The sequence below is a fragment of the Arthrobacter sulfonylureivorans genome (genome assembly GCF_047607445.1).
GTDB classification, from domain to species: domain Bacteria; phylum Actinomycetota; class Actinomycetes; order Actinomycetales; family Micrococcaceae; genus Crystallibacter; species Crystallibacter sulfonylureivorans_A.
This window is the reverse complement of record NZ_JBLKRT010000018.1, coordinates 1-20,593: the sequence shown is the minus strand read 5'-3', so window position 1 is coordinate 20,593 and position 20,593 is coordinate 1. Positions and strand designations below refer to the sequence as shown.

The 20,593-nt window shown below is 66.5% G+C and carries 13 protein-coding genes; 11 read left to right on the top strand and 2 right to left on the bottom strand.

Features of this window, described 5'->3' with window-relative positions; all coding sequences use genetic code 11:
- Window positions 1–51 precede the first annotated feature (51 nt).
- The 10 genes from ACMX2H_RS10295 (at window position 52) to ACMX2H_RS10250 (ending at window position 15,977) form a co-directional block, all read left to right on the top strand.
- Window positions 52–1,257 carry a hypothetical protein gene (locus ACMX2H_RS10295; protein WP_414960405.1) on the top strand — a complete coding sequence of 402 codons (1,206 nt, stop codon included), beginning with the start codon at window positions 52–54 and terminating at the stop codon, window positions 1,255–1,257.
- The gene (locus ACMX2H_RS10290) at window positions 1,250–6,217 is read left to right on the top strand and encodes a LamG domain-containing protein (RefSeq protein ID WP_414960404.1); all 4,968 of its coding nucleotides are present in this window, start codon (window positions 1,250–1,252) and stop codon (window positions 6,215–6,217) included. Before ACMX2H_RS10295 ends, ACMX2H_RS10290 begins: the two co-directional genes overlap by 8 nt.
- 156 nt (window positions 6,218–6,373) lie before the next feature.
- On the top strand, window positions 6,374–7,756 hold the full coding sequence (locus tag ACMX2H_RS10285) for a Wzz/FepE/Etk N-terminal domain-containing protein (RefSeq protein WP_414960403.1): 1,383 nt from the start codon (window positions 6,374–6,376) through the stop codon (window positions 7,754–7,756).
- A complete protein-coding gene (locus ACMX2H_RS10280; protein WP_414960402.1) occupies window positions 7,749–8,657 on the top strand; it encodes a hypothetical protein in 909 nt (302 codons plus the stop codon). The genes ACMX2H_RS10285 and ACMX2H_RS10280 overlap by 8 nt, the downstream gene beginning before the upstream one ends.
- Window positions 8,620–8,985, top strand: coding sequence for a hypothetical protein (locus ACMX2H_RS10275; protein WP_414960401.1), 366 nt, complete (start codon window positions 8,620–8,622; stop codon window positions 8,983–8,985). The genes ACMX2H_RS10280 and ACMX2H_RS10275 overlap by 38 nt, the downstream gene beginning before the upstream one ends.
- 342 nt (window positions 8,986–9,327) lie before the next feature.
- Complete coding sequence (locus ACMX2H_RS10270; RefSeq protein WP_414960400.1) at window positions 9,328–9,789, top strand: adenylyltransferase/cytidyltransferase family protein; 462 nt, start codon at window positions 9,328–9,330, stop codon at window positions 9,787–9,789.
- Between the two features lie 66 nt (window positions 9,790–9,855).
- Window positions 9,856–11,046 carry a DUF1972 domain-containing protein gene (locus ACMX2H_RS10265; RefSeq protein WP_414960399.1) on the top strand — a complete coding sequence of 397 codons (1,191 nt, stop codon included), beginning with the start codon at window positions 9,856–9,858 and terminating at the stop codon, window positions 11,044–11,046.
- Complete coding sequence (locus tag ACMX2H_RS10260; protein ID WP_414960398.1) at window positions 11,043–11,864, top strand: CDP-alcohol phosphatidyltransferase family protein; 822 nt, start codon at window positions 11,043–11,045, stop codon at window positions 11,862–11,864. Before ACMX2H_RS10265 ends, ACMX2H_RS10260 begins: the two co-directional genes overlap by 4 nt.
- Window positions 11,857–12,696, top strand: coding sequence for a hypothetical protein (locus ACMX2H_RS10255; RefSeq protein WP_414960397.1), 840 nt, complete (start codon window positions 11,857–11,859; stop codon window positions 12,694–12,696). Before ACMX2H_RS10260 ends, ACMX2H_RS10255 begins: the two co-directional genes overlap by 8 nt.
- 50 nt (window positions 12,697–12,746) lie before the next feature.
- Window positions 12,747–15,977 carry a PKD domain-containing protein gene (locus tag ACMX2H_RS10250; protein WP_414960396.1) on the top strand — a complete coding sequence of 1,077 codons (3,231 nt, stop codon included), beginning with the start codon at window positions 12,747–12,749 and terminating at the stop codon, window positions 15,975–15,977.
- Between the two features lie 195 nt (window positions 15,978–16,172).
- Here the strand turns inward: ACMX2H_RS10250 and ACMX2H_RS10245 are convergent, their stop codons facing one another.
- Window positions 16,173–17,975, bottom strand: a complete 1,803-nt coding sequence (locus ACMX2H_RS10245; protein ID WP_414960395.1) for a right-handed parallel beta-helix repeat-containing protein — start codon at window positions 17,973–17,975, stop codon at window positions 16,173–16,175.
- A 189-nt stretch (window positions 17,976–18,164) separates the two neighbouring features.
- Here ACMX2H_RS10245 and ACMX2H_RS10240 point away from each other — a divergent pair, with 189 nt between their 5' ends.
- Window positions 18,165–19,304 carry a GNAT family N-acetyltransferase gene (locus ACMX2H_RS10240; RefSeq protein ID WP_414960394.1) on the top strand — a complete coding sequence of 380 codons (1,140 nt, stop codon included), beginning with the start codon at window positions 18,165–18,167 and terminating at the stop codon, window positions 19,302–19,304.
- 113 nt (window positions 19,305–19,417) lie between these two features.
- Here the strand turns inward: ACMX2H_RS10240 and ACMX2H_RS10235 are convergent.
- Window positions 19,418–20,593 (bottom strand): glycosyltransferase (locus ACMX2H_RS10235; protein ID WP_414960393.1); only part of this gene is annotated, 1,176 nt, incomplete at its 5' end.

Sequence of the window (20,593 nt, the reverse complement as noted above, 5' to 3'; positions counted from 1 at the left end):
GCTTCCCTGACCGGCGCCTTTTGGGCGCTGGCTGCCCAAGGGAGCCAGGCAGTGGGCAGTTTCCTCATCATGGCCCTTGCGGCCAGGACTCTGGGGATCGAAGAGCTGGGCAAACTGGGCGTCCTTTACGGTGTGCTGGTGCTCTGCGCGGCGACGACGAGCGGGTTTGTTGGAGATTCCCTCACCGTGCTGGACCGCTCAGGCAGAAGACTTCGGGCCGGGATGCAGCTGTGGTTGCTGACTTTGAGCTGTGCCTGCGGAGTCCTTGTGCCGGCCGTTAGCTTCACCATCGGCTTCGTGTCCGGAATGGAAGCGCTACTGCTCGGCCTGGCCGTTGCGGCCTACCTTGTGGAGGATGTGCTCCGTCGGCTGCTGATGGCACATCTCGGCTTCGCCCGGATCGTCGTGATGGATCTGTCGGTCACCTGCGTCGCACTGTCCATGGTGTGGCTGCAGAATGTGAACGGGCAGCCGTCGCTGACCGGATACCTGGCTGCGATCGCCTGCGGCCAGGCAGCAGGAATAGTTGTGGGCGCCCTGCTGGTCCCGGGGCCGGACCGCTACCTGGTGCGGCTCAACGGCGCGGATTGGAAAGCCGTGGCAGCCTACGGATCGTGGCGAGCGGCGCAGCAGATGCTTCGACCGGGCCTCATGACGGCCATGCGGCTGGCGCTCCTGATTCTGGTCGCGCTCGCCGCCACGGGCCAACTGGAGATTGCGCGCATTTACGCGGCTCCGGCCATGCTTTTTGTCGGCGGGATTTCTTCCTACCTCTTCGCGGCCTACGCGAAGAACAGGGCGTCCACGGTTGCAGCCCTGCTGGCGCAAGCCGACCGCGCGATCCTCGCGGTGCTGGGCGTCACTGCCGCAGGCGCGGCCGTCGCGCTGTGGGCGCTGCCCGTTGCTGGTCCGCTGGCAACCGGCCAGACCCCCAACTTCCTCGCAGTCGCCGGCTGGCTGGCCTATGCCGCCTCGGTGGCCCTCGTTTCCCCCTACGGGGCGTTGGCAGCCATCAAGGGGAGCGCCAAGCGTGTTTTCGCGCTGCGGTTGGCTGACACGGTCCTGTCGCTGGCCTGCGTTGTTCTGGTCTTGCACGTGACCGGGGAATTCGCGCTCGCGCCGTGGGCCGCGGCGCTGGGGTCAGCCCTCGGTGGTGTCGCCATTCGACTTCTTCTGTTGGTTCCGCTGAAACGGGACGAGATGCGGACAGCCCGCAACACGTCACCTTACGAAAGGCAGTCGGGTACGCATGTCTGAATCCAAACGGCACGTTGAGGCTTACCCCGGCACCTTCGCCATCCGGGGACGTATCTGGCGCAGCCAGGTGCTCCTCATCGCCGGCGCCATGCTGGCCAGCCTGTTTGCCGCAGTACCGGCGCACGCTGCGGACTCAACGCAGGAAGGCACGGTGCTGCCGCAGACAGTGAGCGCGGACGTCTTGCCCACCCCTCAAATCAACGGCGTCGTCTGGAGCACCGCAGTGAACGGGAACACCGCCTACGCCGTCGGCAGCTTTACCCGGGCCCGGCCGTCCGGGGTTGCCGCCGGGGGCGCAGGCGAGGTCCTCCGGAATAACGCCATGGCGTTTGAGATCAGCACCGGGAAAATCCTGCCGTGGAATCCCAATCTGAATGCCCAAGGCAAAGAGGTGGAAATCAGCCCGGACAAGACGCAGATTTTCGTCGGCGGGGACTTCAGCGCGGTCGGCGGCCAGCCGCGCAGCAAGATCGCAGCATTCGACCTCGGCACAGGGGCCCTGCAAAGCTTCGGTACCAGCGTCGGCGGCCAGGTGGAGACCATCTCCGTCACCGGGAGTACGGTCTACATCGGCGGTTCCTTCGGCAGCGCGGGAGGCCAGCCCCGGCAGAATGTCGCTGCCCTCAACAGATCCAACGGCGCGCTCCTGCCGTGGGCGCCAGCCGTGGACAGCATCGTGCACGGCGTCATCGCCTCGGCCGACAACAGCCGGGTCGTTATTGGAGGCCGGTTCCAGAGTCTCAATGGCGAGCGCAAAATCGGCATCGGTGCCGTCAACGGAATTACGGGTGCGTCGCTGCCTTGGAGCAGCACTCCGATCCCGCAAACCCGAGGCGTCGACACCTCGTGGGTAACCCAGATGATCGAAAAGGACGGCGTTGTCTACGCCGGGGCCAACGGAATGGGCGGGCACTGGTTCGACGGCCGGTTCGCCGCCGACTTCGAGACCGGCGACCTGATCTGGATGGACAACTGCTACGGCTCCACCTCTGACATCGCGGTGATGGACCAGGTCATGTACAGCGTCTCGCACGCGCATGACTGTTCTTCGCTGGGCGAGTTCCCGGAAGAGGATCCGCAGGTCTGGAAGCGGGCGCTCGCGGAGACCACCTTTGCTACCGGAACGGACCAAGCCCCGCCGGGCAGCAACAGTACATACTCCGGACAGCCTGTTCCCACGCTGCTGCACTGGTATCCCGCACTCAACACCGGCTTTTTCACCGGCCAATACCAAGGCGGGTGGGCGCTGGCCAACAACGACACCTATCTGGTGGCCGGCGGAGAATTCACCACGGTGAACGGCGTCGCACAACAGGGGCTGGCCGTCTTTGCTTCCCGCACCGTCGCACCGAACAAGATACGGCCCGAGTACACCGCCGACCTCAAGCCGTCGACCGTTTCGCTCTCGGCCGGATCCGTCCGCGTCGCCTGGCCCACCACCTGGGACTACGACGACGCAACGCTGACCTACGAAGTCCTGCGGGACAACAGCCTCACGGCAATCGCGACCCTCAACGAACCCTCCATCTGGTGGAAGAAAAAGTCCATTGGTTTCATCGATATGGGGCGGACGCCGGGTGCCACGCACACGTATCGAATCAGGGTCAAGGATCCCGCCGGCAATGAGTACATCGGGCCGCGATCCGCCCCGGTGACGGTAGCCGCCACGGCGCCGAACGCTTACGGCGACGTCATCAAGGCGGACGGGGCATCCACCTACTATCCACTGAATGAAGCCTCTGGCACGGTCGCTTTCGACCATGCCGCGTTCAACGACGGCGATGCCGGCGACGGGGTCACCCGCCCCGTCGAAGGGGCGATGCCCGGCGACACCGCAGCAGGCTTCAGCGGGGCCGCCACGGCGTCGATCGCCACCCGGAACTTCGCTCCGGCACCGGATACCTTCTCGCTGGAGACCTGGTTCCAGACCACGTCCACCAGGGGCGGCAAGATCGTGGGCTATGGCAATGCGCGCACCGGTGACTCGAGCAGCTATGACCGCCACGTCTGGATGGATAATTCCGGCAGGCTGTGGTTTGGAACCTGGCTGGGCTATGCCGCCACGGTGAATTCGTCGAAGAGCTACAACGACGGTCAATGGCACCAGCTGACTGCCACCCTGGGGCCCCAAGGCATGGTGCTTTATGTTGACGGCGTGCGCGTAGCCGATCGCTCAGATGTGACCTCCGGGCAGAAATACGGTGGCTACTGGCGAATCGGCGGCGACAATCTCAACGGGTGGCCGAACCAGCCGAGCTCAAGCCGGTTCACCGGCAACCTCGACGATGTGGCCATTTATCCGACAGTGCTTGACCGGCTGACCGTGGCCAATCATTACCGGGCCAGCGGGCGCACGCCGGACATCGCTCCGGTGCCGACCGACGGGTACGGGGCCGCGGTGTACGCCGACGATCCTTCCCTCTACTGGCGGCTCGAGGACGCCAGCGGTCCTACCGCAGCGGACACCAGCCTGTACGGCAACCCGGCCCACGTTGCGGGCGGTGTCACGGTGGGAGTGCCCGGCGTCATCAGCGGGCCAGGCGGCAAAGCGTTCACCTTTGACGGCGCCAGCGGCATGGCCGCGGCCAGCAGCGCCGTCAACAACCCCAGGGTGTACTCCGCGGAAGCGTGGTTCAAGACCAGCACCGTCCGGGGCGGCAAGATCATCGGCTTCGGCAATTCGAACACCGGGCTCTCCAACAGCTACGATCGCCACGTCTATATGCGCGACGACGGAAAACTGACCTTCGGCACGTATACCGGAGCGATGAACACCATCACCACCGCGCTGCCGTACAACGACGACAAGTGGCACCACGTGGTGGCGACCCAGTCCGGGGCGGGCATGAAGCTGTACGTGGACGGGATGCTGACCGGCTCACATCCGCAGACCGCCGCCGAACCCTACACCGGATACTGGCGCATCGGCGGGGATCGGGTCTGGGACGGGGCCTCCAGCGGCTATTTCGCGGGGACCATAGATGAAGCCGCGGTCTATTCGACCTCCTTGACCCTGGAACAGGTGCAGGCCCACTACGCCTTCGGCGGCACCCTGAACAAGGCCCCGGTCGCCCACTTCACCAGCGTCGTGGACGGCAAGAACGTGGTCTTCGATGCCCGGGAATCCTCCGACGCAGACGGACGGATTGTGGCTTACAGTTGGGACTTTGGCGACGGTACAACGGGTGAAGGGGCCGGCATCCAGCACCTCTACAACGAGGTGGGAACGTTCACGGTCACGCTGACTGTCAAGGACGACGGCGGTGCCACGGCGAGCAAGCAGGTGGAAGTGACCACCGTCCGACCGAACGCGGCTCCGACGGCTGCTCTGACCAGTGACTCCACCGGGCTAAGGGTTTCTTTCGACGCCGCGGGCTCGGCAGATTCCGACGGCACGATCGCCAGCTACGCGTGGGATTTTGGCGACGGCAGCACGGGGACCGGCGTCGACCCACTCCACCGCTATGCTGCCGACGGCGAATACCAGGTAACCCTGACCGTTACGGACAACGACGGCGCATCGGCCGCTGCTACGGTGCAGCTGCTGGTGGCTAATGTCGAGCCGTCCGCGGTGTTTAGCTTCAGCACCGACGGGCTGGACGCTGCCTTCGACGCGGGCGGATCGGACGATCCTGATGGCGGGGTCTCCGGGTACGCCTGGGATTTCGGTGACGGCAGTACCGGTAGCGGCAAGACAGCTTCCCACCGCTATGCACAGGCCGGCACGTATGAAGCAGTGCTCACCGTCACCGACGACTTGGGCGCCAGGAGCACGGCGAGCCAAAGCGTGACCGTGAACGTGCCCGAAGGGCCCGGCGCCGTCTTCAGCAAGGAGGTCAGCGGCAGGACTATCCGGCTGGACGCGTCCGGCTCCGGTTCGCCCAACGGCACGGTGACCGGCTACGCGTGGGACTTCGGTGACGGCGACAGCGCCGCCGGCGCCACGGTCAGCCACGCCTTCGCTGCCGACGGCACCTACACGGTCACCCTGGTGGTGACGGGCAGCAACGGGGGGACCAGCAGCTACTCCGAAGAGATCACCGTCGCCAATGCTGCTCCGGTTGCCGTCTACCAGTCCACGGCGGAGGGGCTAAACGTCGCTTTTGACGCCACCGGGTCCGGCGATCCGGACGGCACGGTGGAATCCTACGCCTGGGACTTCGGCGACGGCAGCCAAGGAACGGGGGCCACGGTCGAGCACCAGTACGGCGCTTCAGGCGACTACGAGGTGTCGCTGACCGTTACCGACAACGCCGGCGCCGAGGCAACGGTCACCGGCACCGTTTCCGTGGAGGGCAGCCAGGGGCCGCTCACCTACGCGCAGGATTCGTTCGGACGCACCGCCACCGGCGGTTGGGGCCAAGCGGACCAAGGCGGAGCCTGGCAGCGGCTGGGGTCGGCCGCCAACTTGAGCGTGGCAGACGGCCAAGGCAAGCTGCGGATGGGCAGCCCGGGTGCCGGGCCGAGGGTCACCTTGCCGGGTGTAGAGGCCAGCGATACGGAAATCGCCGTCCAGCTTGGCAATGACAAGGCCGCCACCGGAGGCGGTGTCTACAACCACATCGTGGTCCGCGAGGTTCCGGACGTGGGCAGATACGAGGCGGCCGTCCGGTTCCGGGCCAGCGGTCAAGTAGCGGTGAGCCTGTACCGCGTCCTGAACGGCGTGGAAACGTTCATCGCCAACGAGACGGTCATTTCGGGCCTTACGATCCAGCCAGGGGAACTGCTGAACGCCAGAGTGCAGGCAACCGGGACGTCGCCGACCCAGATACGCTTCAAGATTTGGGGCCATGGCTCCGCCGAACCCGGGCAGTGGCAGTTGACCGCGGCCGACTCGACGTCCGCCCTGCAGATGCCGGGACGGATCGGACTCGGAGCCTACCTGTCAGGCTCGGCCACCAACGCACCGGTCCACTCCCTGTGGGACAACCTGTGGGTGGGCCAGACCAAGGCCGAGTGATACCAGCGAACGCACTCGCCGACCGGTCGTTGATGGCGCGACCGGCCGGACGGGACTAAGGAGGAAGGTAACGGTGCGGGAACGCACCCGCCGCCGGTGTGCCGCGGGTGCTATGTTGTGTACACCTCCGGTTGGGGCACTGGAAAGGTGGGAGCAATGGATTTGCGCGACTACGGCCGGGCATTCGTGAGCCGCTGGGTCATTATCCTTGTCTTGACGCTGGCAGGCATCGCAGGTGCCTTGGCAGCAAGCAATGCGATGCCCCGGGTCTACGAGGCGCATGCCACCCTGTTCGTGAAGGTTGAAACAGGCTCGGGTTCGGCCTACGAAAGATCGCAGTTCAGCCTGCAAAGGGTCAAGTCCTATCCGAGCCTGGTCAAGAGCCCGGAAGTCTTGGAACCGGTGATCCGCGAACTCGACCTTGAACTCAGCCTGAGCGAGCTCAGGGACAGCATTGCGGCGGACAATCCGTTGGAGACGGTCTTCCTCAACGTCATCGCCGAGTCGTCCGAACCGCAGATGGCGGCGGACATCGCCAATGCGGTGGCAGAACACCTGGGCCAGCACATCCAGCGGCTGGAAACCACATCCGGGGACAGCAGGGTTACCGTCGTCCCGGAGCTGACAGTCCCGGCCTCGGCGCCGTCCAGTCCTGCTTCGCCGCGGACCGTTTTGAATGTGGCCGTGGGGGCGCTCATCGGACTGTCCGGCGGCCTGCTGTTCGCCATCGCCGCGTTCCGCCTGGACTCCCGCCTTCGAACCAGCCGGGACGTTCAGTCAGCCGTCGGCATGGCGGTAGTGGGGCAGCTTCCCCGCTACCGCGGCCGAGACGGTAAACCGGGTGAGTGGCCTAGCAACAGCAAGCATTGGTTGGCGCACCGCGAACTCCTCACCAACCTGCTGCTGGCGGGGCGAACGGCGCTGCCGCCACTGCTGTTGCTGGTACCTGCTTCCGCGCGCGCCGGCGCTACTTTCCAACGCAGGAACTTCGCGCTCATGGTGGCGGAGCTGGGTAAGGACGTCTGCGTTTTGGAGGCGGACTCCACGCTGCCGCCGGCCTTTGGACAGGAGCACGACGGCGCTGGGGTGGCCGAAGTCCTCAGCGGGAAGACGAACCTGACCGCCGTCATCAGGACCACCGATTCCGAATCCGTCTCCTATATCTTGCCGGGCAGTTCTGCGGACATGAAGGGCCGCAGCCTCGACCGGGCGCGCCAGGCCGTGCCCGTCCTGGACGAACTCAAGGTGCGATTCGACATGACGCTGGCCGAAAGCGCCGTTACGTCCAGCCCCTTGAACGCGCAGCAGCTGGCTCCTTCCGCGGACTACACGCTTGTCATCTGCCGCTACGGCAAGACCAAGAGGGACGATTTGCGCCGGACTTTTGCGGAACTGGCCGCGGCCGGGAGTCCGCCGCAAGGAGTGGTCATGACGGGGGTGCCGTTGCGCAGGCGGCCGTCCGCGGTGCCGCTCATCCAGCAGGCGGAGGCAGTGGCCGGCCGGCATGCGCGGGTCCGCGACGCTGACGTGAATGCCTGAAACCGGCGTCAAGCGGGCCGTCGTCCCGTTCTTGATCTGGCTGCTCGTGGTGGTCAGCCTGGTGCGTTGGCGTCAGGGCAGCATCTACAGCGGAGGCGCCGATCCGGTTGTGGTGATCAAGGCAATGATCCAGTGCGTCGCCTTGCTGGCAGCCGTGGTTGTACTCATCCGTACCCCGGTGCGGCAACCGCTGGGCGGACGCTCGCTGGGCCTGTTGTTGTTGATCGTGGCGGTATCAACCATCGGCGCCTACGCTCAGGGCACCACGGCGCCTTCCACGGTACTGGCGCTGCGCGTGGTGCTGCTGGCCGCTACCGTCATCATGCTGCTGCTCTCGTTTCCCGCCCGGTTGGCGGTGAAAACACTGCTGGCGGCCATGGCGGTGGTCGGAGCATTCAGCGCCATTACCGGCCTCGGGCTGATGCTCTCCGGGGGAAGGCTCGGCGGAGGCATTCCGCCGTTGTCGCCCAACGACATTGCCTCGTTGTGCGGCCTTCCCGCCCTGGGCGTGCTCCACGAGATCGCCCACGGGCGCGGCTCGGGCAGACTCGTGGCTGTTTTCGCCGTGCTTTCAGGCCTGGTCCTGGCCACCGGATCCAGAACGGCACTCTTCGCCTTGGTTGCCGCGATGCTTGTGGTCCTGCTGCAGGTCCGCAGGCCGCCGATCGCCGTCGCCGCCATGGTGCTCATCGCGGTGCCCACCGCCGTCGCAATCCTCGCGTACACACCTACCCTGGCCAACATCGTGACCCGGGGGGGACAGCTCGTCGCTGGTCACACTCAATTCCCGCACCATCAGCTGGGAAGCGGTGCTGGAGATCCCCTTCCATACCTGGCAAAGATGGCTGGGCAGCGGGCTCTCGGTGAAGCAGATTGCGGTTGCCGGCCAGTACTGGGATGAGCAGGTTTTCGATTCCAGCTGGATCTCCGCGCTGGCCCAGGCCGGGCTGGTCGGAACTGCTCTGCTGGCCGTGTGGGTGGTGCTCACCTGCTGGGACAGCCTGCGCACGCCACACCTGGGCACGTTCACCAATGGGGCGCTGCTGTTCATCCTGTTCCGCAGCGTGACCGAGAACGGGCTGGTTGATGCCAGCGTAGACTTCGTGGTTTTCTTCACCTTGTCCGTGCTGCTGGAAAAAGCCAGCTCAGGCAGCCCGCCGCGTGCTGCGGCTGGCCACACATTCCCGGGTCCGAAGGAATACCCCGCCACATCACCCTCCCGGCCCTGAGACCCCGGCCTTGAAACTCCAGCCCTGAGCCCCCGACCTTGAGCCCCCGACCTTGAGCCCCGGCCTGTAGGCCACCAGAGGCAGGCCATACCGACCCGGCCGACCTTCCACGACGCGAAGGGCAGCGCCCGCCTGCTGCGAGTACATACCGGCTCACTATCAGTATTGCGCGACCTGCTGCGAGTAATGGGTCCGGTTGACTTACGTACCACCCACTCATGTGCCCTCAGCTGATTTTTCCTAGGCTGTGGCTTGGGGCAGCGGAGCGGCCAAACGATCCGTAGATTCGGTAGTTGCCGCCTCGCTGAGCAATGCATGTGTGATCCATCTGGGGGAATGACCATGACGGTAGTTGGCTATGCGGCAGGCGCATTCGATCTGTTCCATGTTGGCCATCTGAATATTCTTCGCCAGGCACGCTCACGGTGCGACTACCTGATTGCCGGTACGGTTTCCGACGAAATCTGCTACGCGACCAAGGGCCGCTACCCGGTGGTGCCGCTGCAGGAACGTTTGGAAATCGTCCGCCACATCAGCTTCGTTGACCGGGCCGTGGCCGAGGTTTCACCGGACCGGCTGCAGACGTGGGCGGAGGTCGGTTTTGACGTCTTCTTCAAGGGCGACGACTGGAAGGACACCGAGAAGGGGCGCCGGCTGGAGCGTGATTTCGCGACGGTTGGCGTCTCGGTGGTCTATTTCCCGTACACCGTCCACACCTCGAGCACAGCGCTGCGCCAGGCGCTGGCCGCCCTCGACGGCACTCCGTCGTCCCGGGGCAGGCCAGGCACGGTGGTGAATGAGTAACCGACCGCCGGGTTGCGGCCAAGCAACCGCACCAAACACAGACACAACCATGCTGGGGATGGGGATATGTCAAAATCACGCGAAGACCGACGGCCGTTGCGCATTGCGCTGATGGGAACGCGGGGAGTACCTGCGCGCTACGGCGGTTTCGAGACCTGTGTGGAGGAAGTGGGCGGGCGGCTGGCAGCCCGCGGCCATGAAGTGGTGGTCTACTGTCGGAACACCACCGGGGCCGACGCCACACTGCGCGAGTACGCCGGCATGCGGCTCGTGTATCTTCCGGCGCTGCGCCGCCGCAGCCTGGAGACGCTGAGTCATTCCGGGCTGTCAGCCATCCATCTGGCGGCGAACCGCGTGGACGCCGCAGTGGTGTTCAACGCGGCGAACGCCCCGTGGCTGCCGCTGCTGCGTGCCGCTCGAATTCCAGTGGCCACGCACGTGGACGGGTTGGAGTGGAAGCGGGGCAAGTGGGGGCCGGTCGGGCGGAAGTACTACCGGCTGGCTGAATCCATGGCGGTGCGTTGCTCGGACGCCCTGATCGCAGACGCCGCCGGCATCCAGGATTACTACAGCGACCAATTCGGTGCCCCCACCCGGCTGATCACCTACGGCGCGCCCCTCATCGCCCCGGGACGGCATGAGCGGCTAGCCGAACTCGGGCTGGAACCGGGCCGCTACCACCTGGTGGTAGCCCGTTTTGAGCCGGAGAACCACGTCCACCTGATCGTGGAAGGCTATGTTGCCAGTGAAGCACGGTTGCCCTTGGTGGTGGTCGGCGGCAGCCCCTATGGCGACGAGTACACGCGCCGGGTCATGGACCGGGCTGACGAGCGGGTCAGGTTCCTGGGCGGGGTATGGGACCAGGAGTTGCTGGACCAGCTCTATGCCAACGCACTGGTCTACTGGCACGGGCACTCCGTGGGCGGCACCAATCCCTCATTGCTGCGGGCTATCGGCGCGGCGGCCCCGACCAACGCGTTCGACGTGAACTTCAACCGCGAGGTGCTCGCCGAGACCGGCAGCTTTTTTTCCACGGTTGCGGAGGCAGCCGCCCTGGCTGCAGAAGCCGAAGCGAGTCCGGAGGCCGCCAAGACCCGGGGCCTGCTGGGGCAGCAGCGTGCCGCACACTACGACTGGGACGTGGTCGCCGACGGTTATGAGCAGCTCTGCCGGGATCTCCGCGCACGCAGGGTGCGGCAGTCCGGTGGCCGCCGTCGTCCCTCCGCCGCGGACCGGACCCCGGCGGGTGTGGCATGACCCGGCAGTTGCTGGGGCGGGACCGGCCGAGCTACTTGGAGACCGTCCGGATCCTGGCCAACGCTCAGAAATCGGTGGCCCCAGGGGCCCCGGCATATTCGGTGCTGGTCAACCGCCGTGCCGGCAGGTTGCTCGCCGCTGCAGCCTACCGGGCCGGCCTGACACCGAACATGGTCAGCGCGATCAGCGCGCTGTTCACCCTGTCCGCCATCGGCTTTCTGGCCTTCACGCCGACGGACGGCGGGGCAGACGGTCCGGCGGGGCCCGTGGTCTGGGCCGGACTGGTGGTGTGGGCAGGGCTGGCCGTTGGCTATGCCTTCGACTCCGCGGACGGGCAAGTGGCGCGGCTGCGCGGAGGGGGCTCGCTCAGCGGCGAGTGGCTGGACCATGTGCTGGACAGCCTGAAGAACTCCAGCGTGCATCTTGCGGTCTTGGTCTGTGCCTACCGCACGTTCGGACTGGAGGATCCGGCCTGGCTGCTGATCCCGATCGGCTACTGCTTGGTGGACGGGGTGGGTTTCTTCACGATGATCCTCACCGAACAGCTGCGGAAGACGCATTTACTGAAGTCCGGCACCGCGGCCACACCGCGCAGCGGGTCCAGATTGAAATCGCTGGCCCTGCTGCCGACGGACTACGGAATCTTCTGTTTCGTGTTCCTCTTCGTGGGCACACCCGTGCTGTTCATGTGGCTCTACACGCTGTTCTTCGTAGCGAATCTGGCCTACCTCATCTTGGCCGGCGTGAAGTGGTTCCGGGAGCTGGGCCGTCTGGATCCAGCGGGTCCCCGTGCCGACGGAGGTGGACGGAATGCCTGAACGCAGCGACGAAACCGAGGCCGGCCTTCCCACATCCGGCAACGCAGAGCGCGGACGGCGCAAACAGCGCTGGATAGCGGCCGCTCTGGTAGGCGTCGCGGGAGCGGCGGTGGCCGTCGCCGCGGCCTGGTCCGTCTGGACCGGCGCGGGAACGACGACGGCGCCCCCTTCGGCTGGCGCGGTGGCTTCCGCCGCGGCGGGCCAGAAGGCAGCCTCCGGAAAGACCGGTCAGGCGGGCGAGACCGCGACACCCTCCGAAGACGATGCGGAGAAGTCCGATGAAAAATCCGGAGAGGAGAAGACCGGCCAGGCCAAGACGAAGCCCGGTGAAGCGGCCAAAGATCCCGGGGGCGGACCGGTCGACAACGCACCCTCCGGCTCGCTGGCCGTGGCCAAGGACGCTGATCGCGCTGCGACGCCGAAGCCCGTTGCTCCGGCCGTCGAACTGGAGGAGACCGCCGAGGTCGCAGGCGGCGTCGCCACGATCTCCAAAATCGAGGCCATCGAAGCCAAGGCGGACGGCATTGGGCAGATCGCCGGGCCGGCCATCCGTTTTGTGGTGGAAGTACGAAACACCTCGGACCAAGAACTGAAGCTGGACACTGCCGAGATCACCGTGGAGGCAGGCGCGCAAAAGCTACCCGCCATCCGGCTTGACGGTTCCGGCACCAAGCTCTTCCCGCTGGAAGTCGCGGCGGGCAAGAGGGCCTCCGGCACCTTTGTTTTCCTAGTACCCGAGGACCAGCGAGGTCAGGTGCGGATTTACCTGAACTACGCTGCGTCCGAGTCTGTGGTTGCGTTCGAAGGCGCAGCTCCAAGAAAGGCAGGATAGCTATGCATACACGCTGGCGCAGGAGCGCCGTCTTCCTATCCTCAGCCGCATTGGCAGCCTCCATAGCCATCGTGGGTGTTCCGTCCGCGACCGCGGACTCAATGCCGGAGAACCCAGCGGATCCGCTGACTCCGGCCACCGTCACTGCCGACCGGCTGCCGACGGCCCAGATCAACGGCGTCGTCTGGTCACAGGTGATCATCGGCAACACGGTGTATGTCGGCGGGAAGTTCACCTCCGCCCGGCCGGCCGGTTCGGCGGCTGGAACCAACGAGGTGGCCAGGTCGAACATCATGGCCTACAACCTCACCACTGGGGCGCTGATCGGTTCCTTCGCCCCGCGTTTCAACGCCCAGGTGCTCACCCTCGCGGCCTCACCGGATGGATCGCGGCTGTACGTGGGCGGGGATTTCACGCAGTACAACGGAACCACCCCGGTCTCGCGGATCGTGGCACTGAACCCGTCCACGGGTGCATTGATCCAGGGCTTCCAACCGCAGGCCTCCTCGTCCGTCCACGGCATCGTGGCCACGAACAACACCGTCTATTTCGGCGGCGACTTCAACTTTGTGGGGAGCGTGGCGCGCGGCAAGCTGGCGGCTGTTCGGGCATCGGACGCGGCGCTGCTGAACTGGGCACCGCAGGCGGCGGGCGGCCAGGTCAACGGGCTGGCCCTGTCTGCCGACAACACCAAGATCGCCGTTGGCGGCGCGTTCACCAGCCTGAACGGATCGGACCGGCCCGGCTACGGGCTCGGCGTACTGGACACGGCAACCGGTACCCAATTCCCGCTGCCGGCCAGCGCCTACATCCGCAACGGCAGCGACAACGGTTCAATCACCAGCCTGACCTCGGACGGAACCCACTTCTACGCCAGCGGCTACACCTTCGGCCGCATCAGCACACTGGAGGGCGTGGTCTCGATCAGATGGTCGGATCTGGGAACCGAATGGGTCAACGACTGCCACGGTGACACCTATTCGGTCTACGCGGGTCAGCCCGATCTGATCTATCTGGCCGGGCATCCGCACCACTGTGCCAACGTTGGCGCCTTCCCGCAGGAAGTCGATTGGGAATGGAAGCGCGGAATGTCGTTCAGCAAGGCTGTGGGCGGCACCATCACGCGGGAGCTGTACGACTACACCAACTTCGAAGGACTGCCGCGGCCCGAGCTGCAGAACTGGTTCCCGGACATGAACTCGGGTACTTTCACCGGACAGTTCCAGGGACCGTGGTCAGTCACCGGCAATGACCAGTACGTGGTGATGGGCGGCGAGTTCACCAGGGTAAACGGCGTGGCCCAGCAGGGACTGGTGCGCTATACGGTGCGCCAGAATGCACCGAACCTGCGCGGACCGGAAGTCAGCGGGGCCAATTTCGTCCCCACGCTCAGCTCCCCGAAGAAGGGCACTGTCCGCGTCCGCTGGCAGGCCAACTGGGACATGGACAACAAGAAGCTGAGCTACAAGGTGATCCGTGACGGCAACCTTGCCAGTCCGGTCTACACCACCAGCGCTGCCACGACGTTCTGGGACCGGCCGGGCATGGCCTTCCTGGACACCGGGCTGGTGCCCGGGCGGCAGTACTCTTACCGGATCATCGCCACTGATCCCACCGGAGTGGAGGTCCGCGGCAACACGGTCACGGTCACCGCAGCGGCGGAGGATCCGGCGGCCAGCGCCTACGCAGCCACGATCAAGGCCGACCAGCCCGCCAATTACTGGAGGTTTGGCGAAACATCGGGTGCCGTGGGCATCGACCAGTCGGGCAAGGACGACCTGCGGCTGAACGCCGGAGTAACCCTGGGCACCGCCGGAGCGGTGGCTGGCGATGCGGACGCTGCCGGAACCTTCAGTGGAGCGTCAACAGGGTTTGCCTCTACAACCTCCCGGGTGAAGCCGGCGAACACCTTCAGCACCGAAATGTGGTTCCGCACCACCACCACCCGTGGCGGGAAGCTGATTGGCTATGCGAACTCGACCACTATCAACTCGGACCTGATGGACCGTCACCTGTACATGGCCAACACCGGCCAGTTGTACTTCGGCGTCATCCAGAACGGTGCGCGGCAGACAGTCAACACCACCGGCAGCTACAACGACGGCAAGTGGCATCATGCGGTGACAACGCTTGGCCCGAACGGCATGCAACTGTTCGTCGACGGACAGGTGGTGGCGCAGCGGGCGGACGTGACCAAGGGCCAGGAGGTTCTGGGCTACTGGCGGATCGGCGGAGACAGCCTGAGCCGGTGGACGCCGCGGCCGACCAGCGCCTACTTTGCCGGCGACATCGACGAAGTGGCCATCTACCCGGCCGTGCTCAGCGCCGCGCAGGTGCAGAACCACTTCACAGCCGGCACCACCGGGACGCCGTCCAACGCGGCTCCGACGGCCTCCTTCACCGCCACGACCAATGGGCTTGGCGTCGCTGTTGACGGGTCCGGGTCTTCGGATCCGGACGGCACCATCGCCAGCTACGCGTGGGAGTTCGGCGACGGCGCGACGGCCAGTGGCGCGACGGCGTCGCACACCTACGCGACGGCCGGCGCCTACACGGTGAAACTCACCGTGACTGACGACGACGGCGAGTCGCGGAGCAGCAGCCAGGAGGTCTCCGTCGATGCCGGGCCTCCGCCCGCGACCAACATCGCGGCGGACGCCTTCGGACGGACCTTGGCCTCCGGCTGGGGGAGTGCCGACACCGGAGGGGCATGGACCCTGCGCGGATCGTCCACGCACTTCACCGTCGCCGACGGCGTCGGACGGATGCGGATGAACGCACCGGGGCACGGGCCGGGCTCTTCGCTGAATGCAGTCTCGGCGACTGGCACGGACACCAACGTACGGTTCTCATTGGATAAGCCGGCCACCGGCGGCGGCATCTATGTAGATGTCGTCGGGCGACAGATTGGCACCACCGGGCAGTACATGGCCACGGCCAGGGTGGCCTCCAATGGGGCGGTGACACTGCAAGCCCTGAGGGCGGTGGGCTCCACGGAGACCACATTGCGGCAGGCCACGGTTGCTGGACTGACCTATCAAGCCGGACAGCAACTGCAGCTACGCCTGGAAGTCACGGGCACCTCGCCGACCACGGTTCGGGCCAAGCTGTGGCCGGTCGGAACGGAGGAGCCCGCGGACTGGCAAGTGTCCGCCACGGATACGACGCCGGAACTGCAGGTGCCGGGAGCCGTTGGGCTGGGGGTCTACGCCTCCGGCTCCGCGACCAACACACCGGTGTTCGCTTCGTTCGATGACCTGATGGTGAAAGCGAGCAACTGACACCATAAGGTAGCGGCGACAATGCTGGGGCGGGACCGTGAAGGTCCCGCCCCAGCTTCCGTTTCCGGCGCTCACCGCGCTTCCGGCGCGCATCGCGACTCCGGCGCCCACCGCGCTTCCGGCGGGCACCCCCAATCCCCGGAGACGGGCGGTACGGCGACCAAGCCCTGTCCGGCTCGGCTCCAGGCGAGCGGACTATCTGCCAAAGGCGCCGAGAGAGCGCGTACCGGCCGGCTGACCAGCCAGCTGCGCGATCTCCCGGGGCAGCGGTTGGGCGAAGGTGGAATTCCTGCTGGTGACGGTGTCGTCCGGTAGGTAGCCGGAGACGAAGGGAGCAGCACCCTCGAGGTACAGGTGCTGGAGCTCCTGGCCGGTGGCTGCCCTGAAGTCGTCCGGACTCGCAAACAGTGCGGGTTCGCCGGCATCCATGGCCCAGATCACGGCTGACCCTGGTGGCGCCGGCAGCGCACGATGATAGACGTTGCCCAAGGCCGTGACCTTGAGCTCCTCGGCACTGTAGGTTCCGGAATAGTCCTCCACGCACAGCAGGCAGTCGGCAGGCGAGCCCGGGTTGGACATGATGTTGTTGCGGACCTCAACCGGGCCGTTGATCCAGGACATCGCCGGATCCGGGAAAGGCTGCCGCGGGTCATGCCCGGGCGTGTCCGGGTCGCTGGCACGCCTGCCGTCCTGGACGATATTAACCGCGCGCCCGCTGGCGCTGATGGTGTTGTTCCAGATTCGTACATCGCTGGTGTTGTTGACTTTCAACCCATGCCCGGCATTGCCGGCTATCACGTTGTTGACGACATCTGCTTGCGCCGAAAGTTCAAGCGTCAGCCCGTGACCGGAGTTGTCCAGCAAGTCGTTCCCATGGACAGCAGCATCAAAGACCGACTCGTCCAGCCACAGGCCCGGTCCGTTATTGTCCCGGAAGACCGAGTCGCCGATATCAACACCGCGGCTGCGGCCGACCTTGACGCCGCCGGAAACCGGTGCGGTGTTGAATAGTTCGGTGTTGTTGCGCTCCGCCACCAGGCCGGACACCTGCAGCCCGTCGGCATAGGTGGCCGCCGCCCCCAGCATCCCGTTGCCGACCAGGCTGACATTGCGTAGGGCCACGCCGCCGGCTCCGACAAAGAGGCCGGTGGTTGCATTGTCGGTGACGGCCACATCCTCCAGCACGGCGTTCGGGGCCTCCACCGTCACCGCCCCCATCTGCGGAACCGCGGTCGCGTAGCGCCGGATCCCCACGCCGTGCAGCTCGGACCCGGCTCCTTGGATGCTGAGCGCCCTGCCCAGCGTGCTGGCCCGGACGGCGCGGTCCTGCGGATCCGAACCGAGGTACAGGCGGTTTGCGGCATAGTCCACGTAGAAGGTGCCCGCCGTGACTTCGTTCCGGCTGCCCACCTGCCGCTGCGCAACGCCGTCGATCCAGACCTGGTCCGGGTGCGCAGCCATCGGGTGCTGATCGCTGACAAACTGCCACCCCTGCGACGTCCCATCGGGGGCACCGCGCTTGTAGGTGGGGCTGGCATCGAACTCGGCCGTCCAACCGTCGACTACATAGGCGTTGCCCTGCCGGGCGAATCCGGTCACCGGCTGGCTGCCGTCCAGCCACACCTCTTCCCCCGGGTAGGACCGCAGAATCAGTTTCTTGGCTGGCGGAATGGTCACGAACTCGTGATAGCTTCCGGCACGAAGCACGATCGTTTGGCCGGAGGCTGCCCTCGCCACGGCGGCCCGGACGGTGCGCAGCGGCGCCGCCGGTGTGCCGGCCGCGTCGTCCGACCCCTCGGGCGAAACCACCACGGTGCCGGGCACAGCCGCCACCGCAGCGGAAAGCCCTGCAGCGGAACCCGACGTGGCAGCCTGGCCGGCGGCGGACGGACCAGGAGGCGGCGGAGACAGGCACAGCAGGCCAAGGGCCGTTACGGCACCGGCGACCAGGAACTTCACTGGCGGCCGGCGGTGTCGCGAGGTGGAACCGTCCGTCATCGCAGATCTCCCCGCTCTGGTGGAGGCGGAAGTTGCACAACTTTATTGCCGTTGGCCGCAAGCCGCAACCTGTCCGCTAGACTGGCGCGCACCGGCTGGCCGCAACGGGGCGGCCTGCTCGAGCGCATCGACGGCGGTACGCATGTCCCCTGGGGGCGGGCGCGTCCGCCCGAACCGAAAGGGCTGATTATGTCCGGCTTCACCGTGCAGCGCGAGGACGACTTCGACTTCCTCAGCAGTGAGTACGACGACCTCTATGCGCAATCCGCTGCGACGCCGTTCCAGCACGGCGTGTGGCTGGACCGTCTGTACACCCTGCTCGCACCCGCCCGGGAGGCGACGAAGGTGGTGGTGACTGTACGGCGCGACGACGGCCACCTGGCCCTCGTCCTGCCGTTTGTCCGCCGTCGCGTGGGTCCGATCCGCCTCGTGGAATACGCCGACTTGGGCGTGGCCGACTACGCTGCCCCGGTACTCGACGGGACCGCCGGTCTTGGTGCCGACCCCTCGGTGGCCCGCCGCATTCGCGAGGCCTTGGGCCGGTTCGACCTGCTGCGGATCGAACGCGTCGCCGACTCGCCCGATGCCGTGACCGCACTGCTGGCTGGCGCCACGAGTGCCAGGCATCTCTACGACACCCATTTAATGTCGCTGGCTTCTTCGGTAGAGGAATGGCGAGGCGGCCTGGACGCCGGTTTCGTCCGCCATCTCGACCGTAAGCACAAACGGCTGCGGCCCAAGGGCGAGAAGCGCCTGCTGGAGATCACCGACGTCAGCGCCGTCGACGACCTCATGCGACGCACGCAGGAGTTCCGGGCCGCGCGCTTTGCGGAGCGCCGGGGGATCGACCTGGTGCAGGACCCTGACTGCTTTGAGTTCTACTGCGCGGTGGTCCGGGACAGCGTCAAGACCGGGGCGCCGGGAACGTTGGCCGTGCTTGAGGTGGGCGGCGAGCCAGTGGCGATTGCCTTCGACCTGATCGCTCCGGACCGCGACCTGTTCCTGCTGGTGGGCTATGACATGCAGCGGCTGCGCAACTACTCGCTTGGCCTGCTGATCGTGGAGGAACTCGCGAAGGACGCGATCGGCCGCGGGCAGCTGTTCTTCGACCTCACCGTCGGTGACGAATCCTATAAAGCTGATTTTGGCGCCTGGCGCCGTCCGCTGTACGAGGTGCGGGTCATCGCCACGCTGCGAGGCCGTGCCTACGTTCTGGGCAGGACCGCCTATCTAAGGGCCAGGCGCATGGCCAAGAAGACCGTCGAAGCATGGGCGCGGCTCCGGGCGGCCAGAGCGGCGAAGAAAGCCACGTCGCCCGCTTCCCCATAAAGGCCGGCAAGGCCCGGCGGAGCCACTGCCGGGCCCGTGCTGGATGAGAAGCGGGGCGTGCCGGCGGCATGGCACTCTGGCAGCTCAAGCCGCCAAGGTAGTAATGCGTGTGTTCAGCGCCTGCGGCCCGCGCCGGGCGTCCCGGCGATGACTTCGGCGATGCTGTGCCGGTACCGGAGCGGGGCGTGGCGTTCGAGGGCGTCAGCTGCGTCGTCGGCGGCAGCGGCGCGGAAACGCTCCCAGTCCACTGCCACCCGCTCCAGGGCATCGGCCAGCGCCGCGGCGTCATCCGGTGCCGTGAACTGGGCGCAGGCATAGTGCCCAGCGGCCTCACGGAGACCGGGGACCGAGCTGGCTACCAGCGGCCGGCTGGCCAGCACCGCCTCCACGGCAGTGTTGCCGAACGACTCGTCCAGCCGCGACGGAACTACCGCGGCGTCCGCGTCGGCCAGAACCTCCCAAGGGGTGGGCTGGAAGCCGTGGAAGAAGACCTCGTCGCCCAGACCGAGCTCGCGGACGCGGCCCCGCAGGGCGCGCTCGTAGTCCTCATAGCCGGGGACCGCGGTGCCGACAATGGCCAAAGTGGCGGCTACACCGCGCTGCCGAAGCCGCGCAACCGCCTCCACGGCCACGTCGGCTCCCTTGCGGTGCGACAGCCGGCCCACGTAGGCCACCCGCAGGCCGCCGTCGAGCCCCATGCGGGCGGGCAGCGGCCCCGCCGGTCCCGGCACGCCGTTGTAGACAACCCGGGCCTGGCCGCGCAGCGCCGGCAGCGCATGTCCCAAGGTGTCCGCGGTGAAGCGGCTATTGGCCACGATCCGGTCCGCCAACAGCAGCGGCAGCGCTGTCGCCAGCTGCAGCCGGCGCGGGGTATGGCGCTCGGCTTCGTGGACGTGGGCCACGGTGGGCACGCGGTACAGCCAGCCCATCAGCGGCCACAACGGGACAGCCACGGTGTTCACGTACAGTACGTCCGGACGGTAGCGGCGCATCACCCGCATGCCCCTCCAGAACCCATAGAGGCCTTCGCCGGCCAGGCGCAGCAACCCCGTCGGCGAGAGCAGGGAGCGGCGCAGCACCAGGGTGGGGCTGAACTCCACCAGGGCACCGCGGCTGGTCAGCTCCTCCACCAAAGGCCCGGGGCCGGGCAGGGCCACAGCCACCTGATGGCCATGCTCCAGGAGCGCCTGAACGGTTTCCAGCAGCACCCGGTCCGAACCGTACAGGTCCGCGGAGGGGTGGGCCACAAGTACGCGCAGGGGAGTATCTGTTGATGTCATCGCATTCCC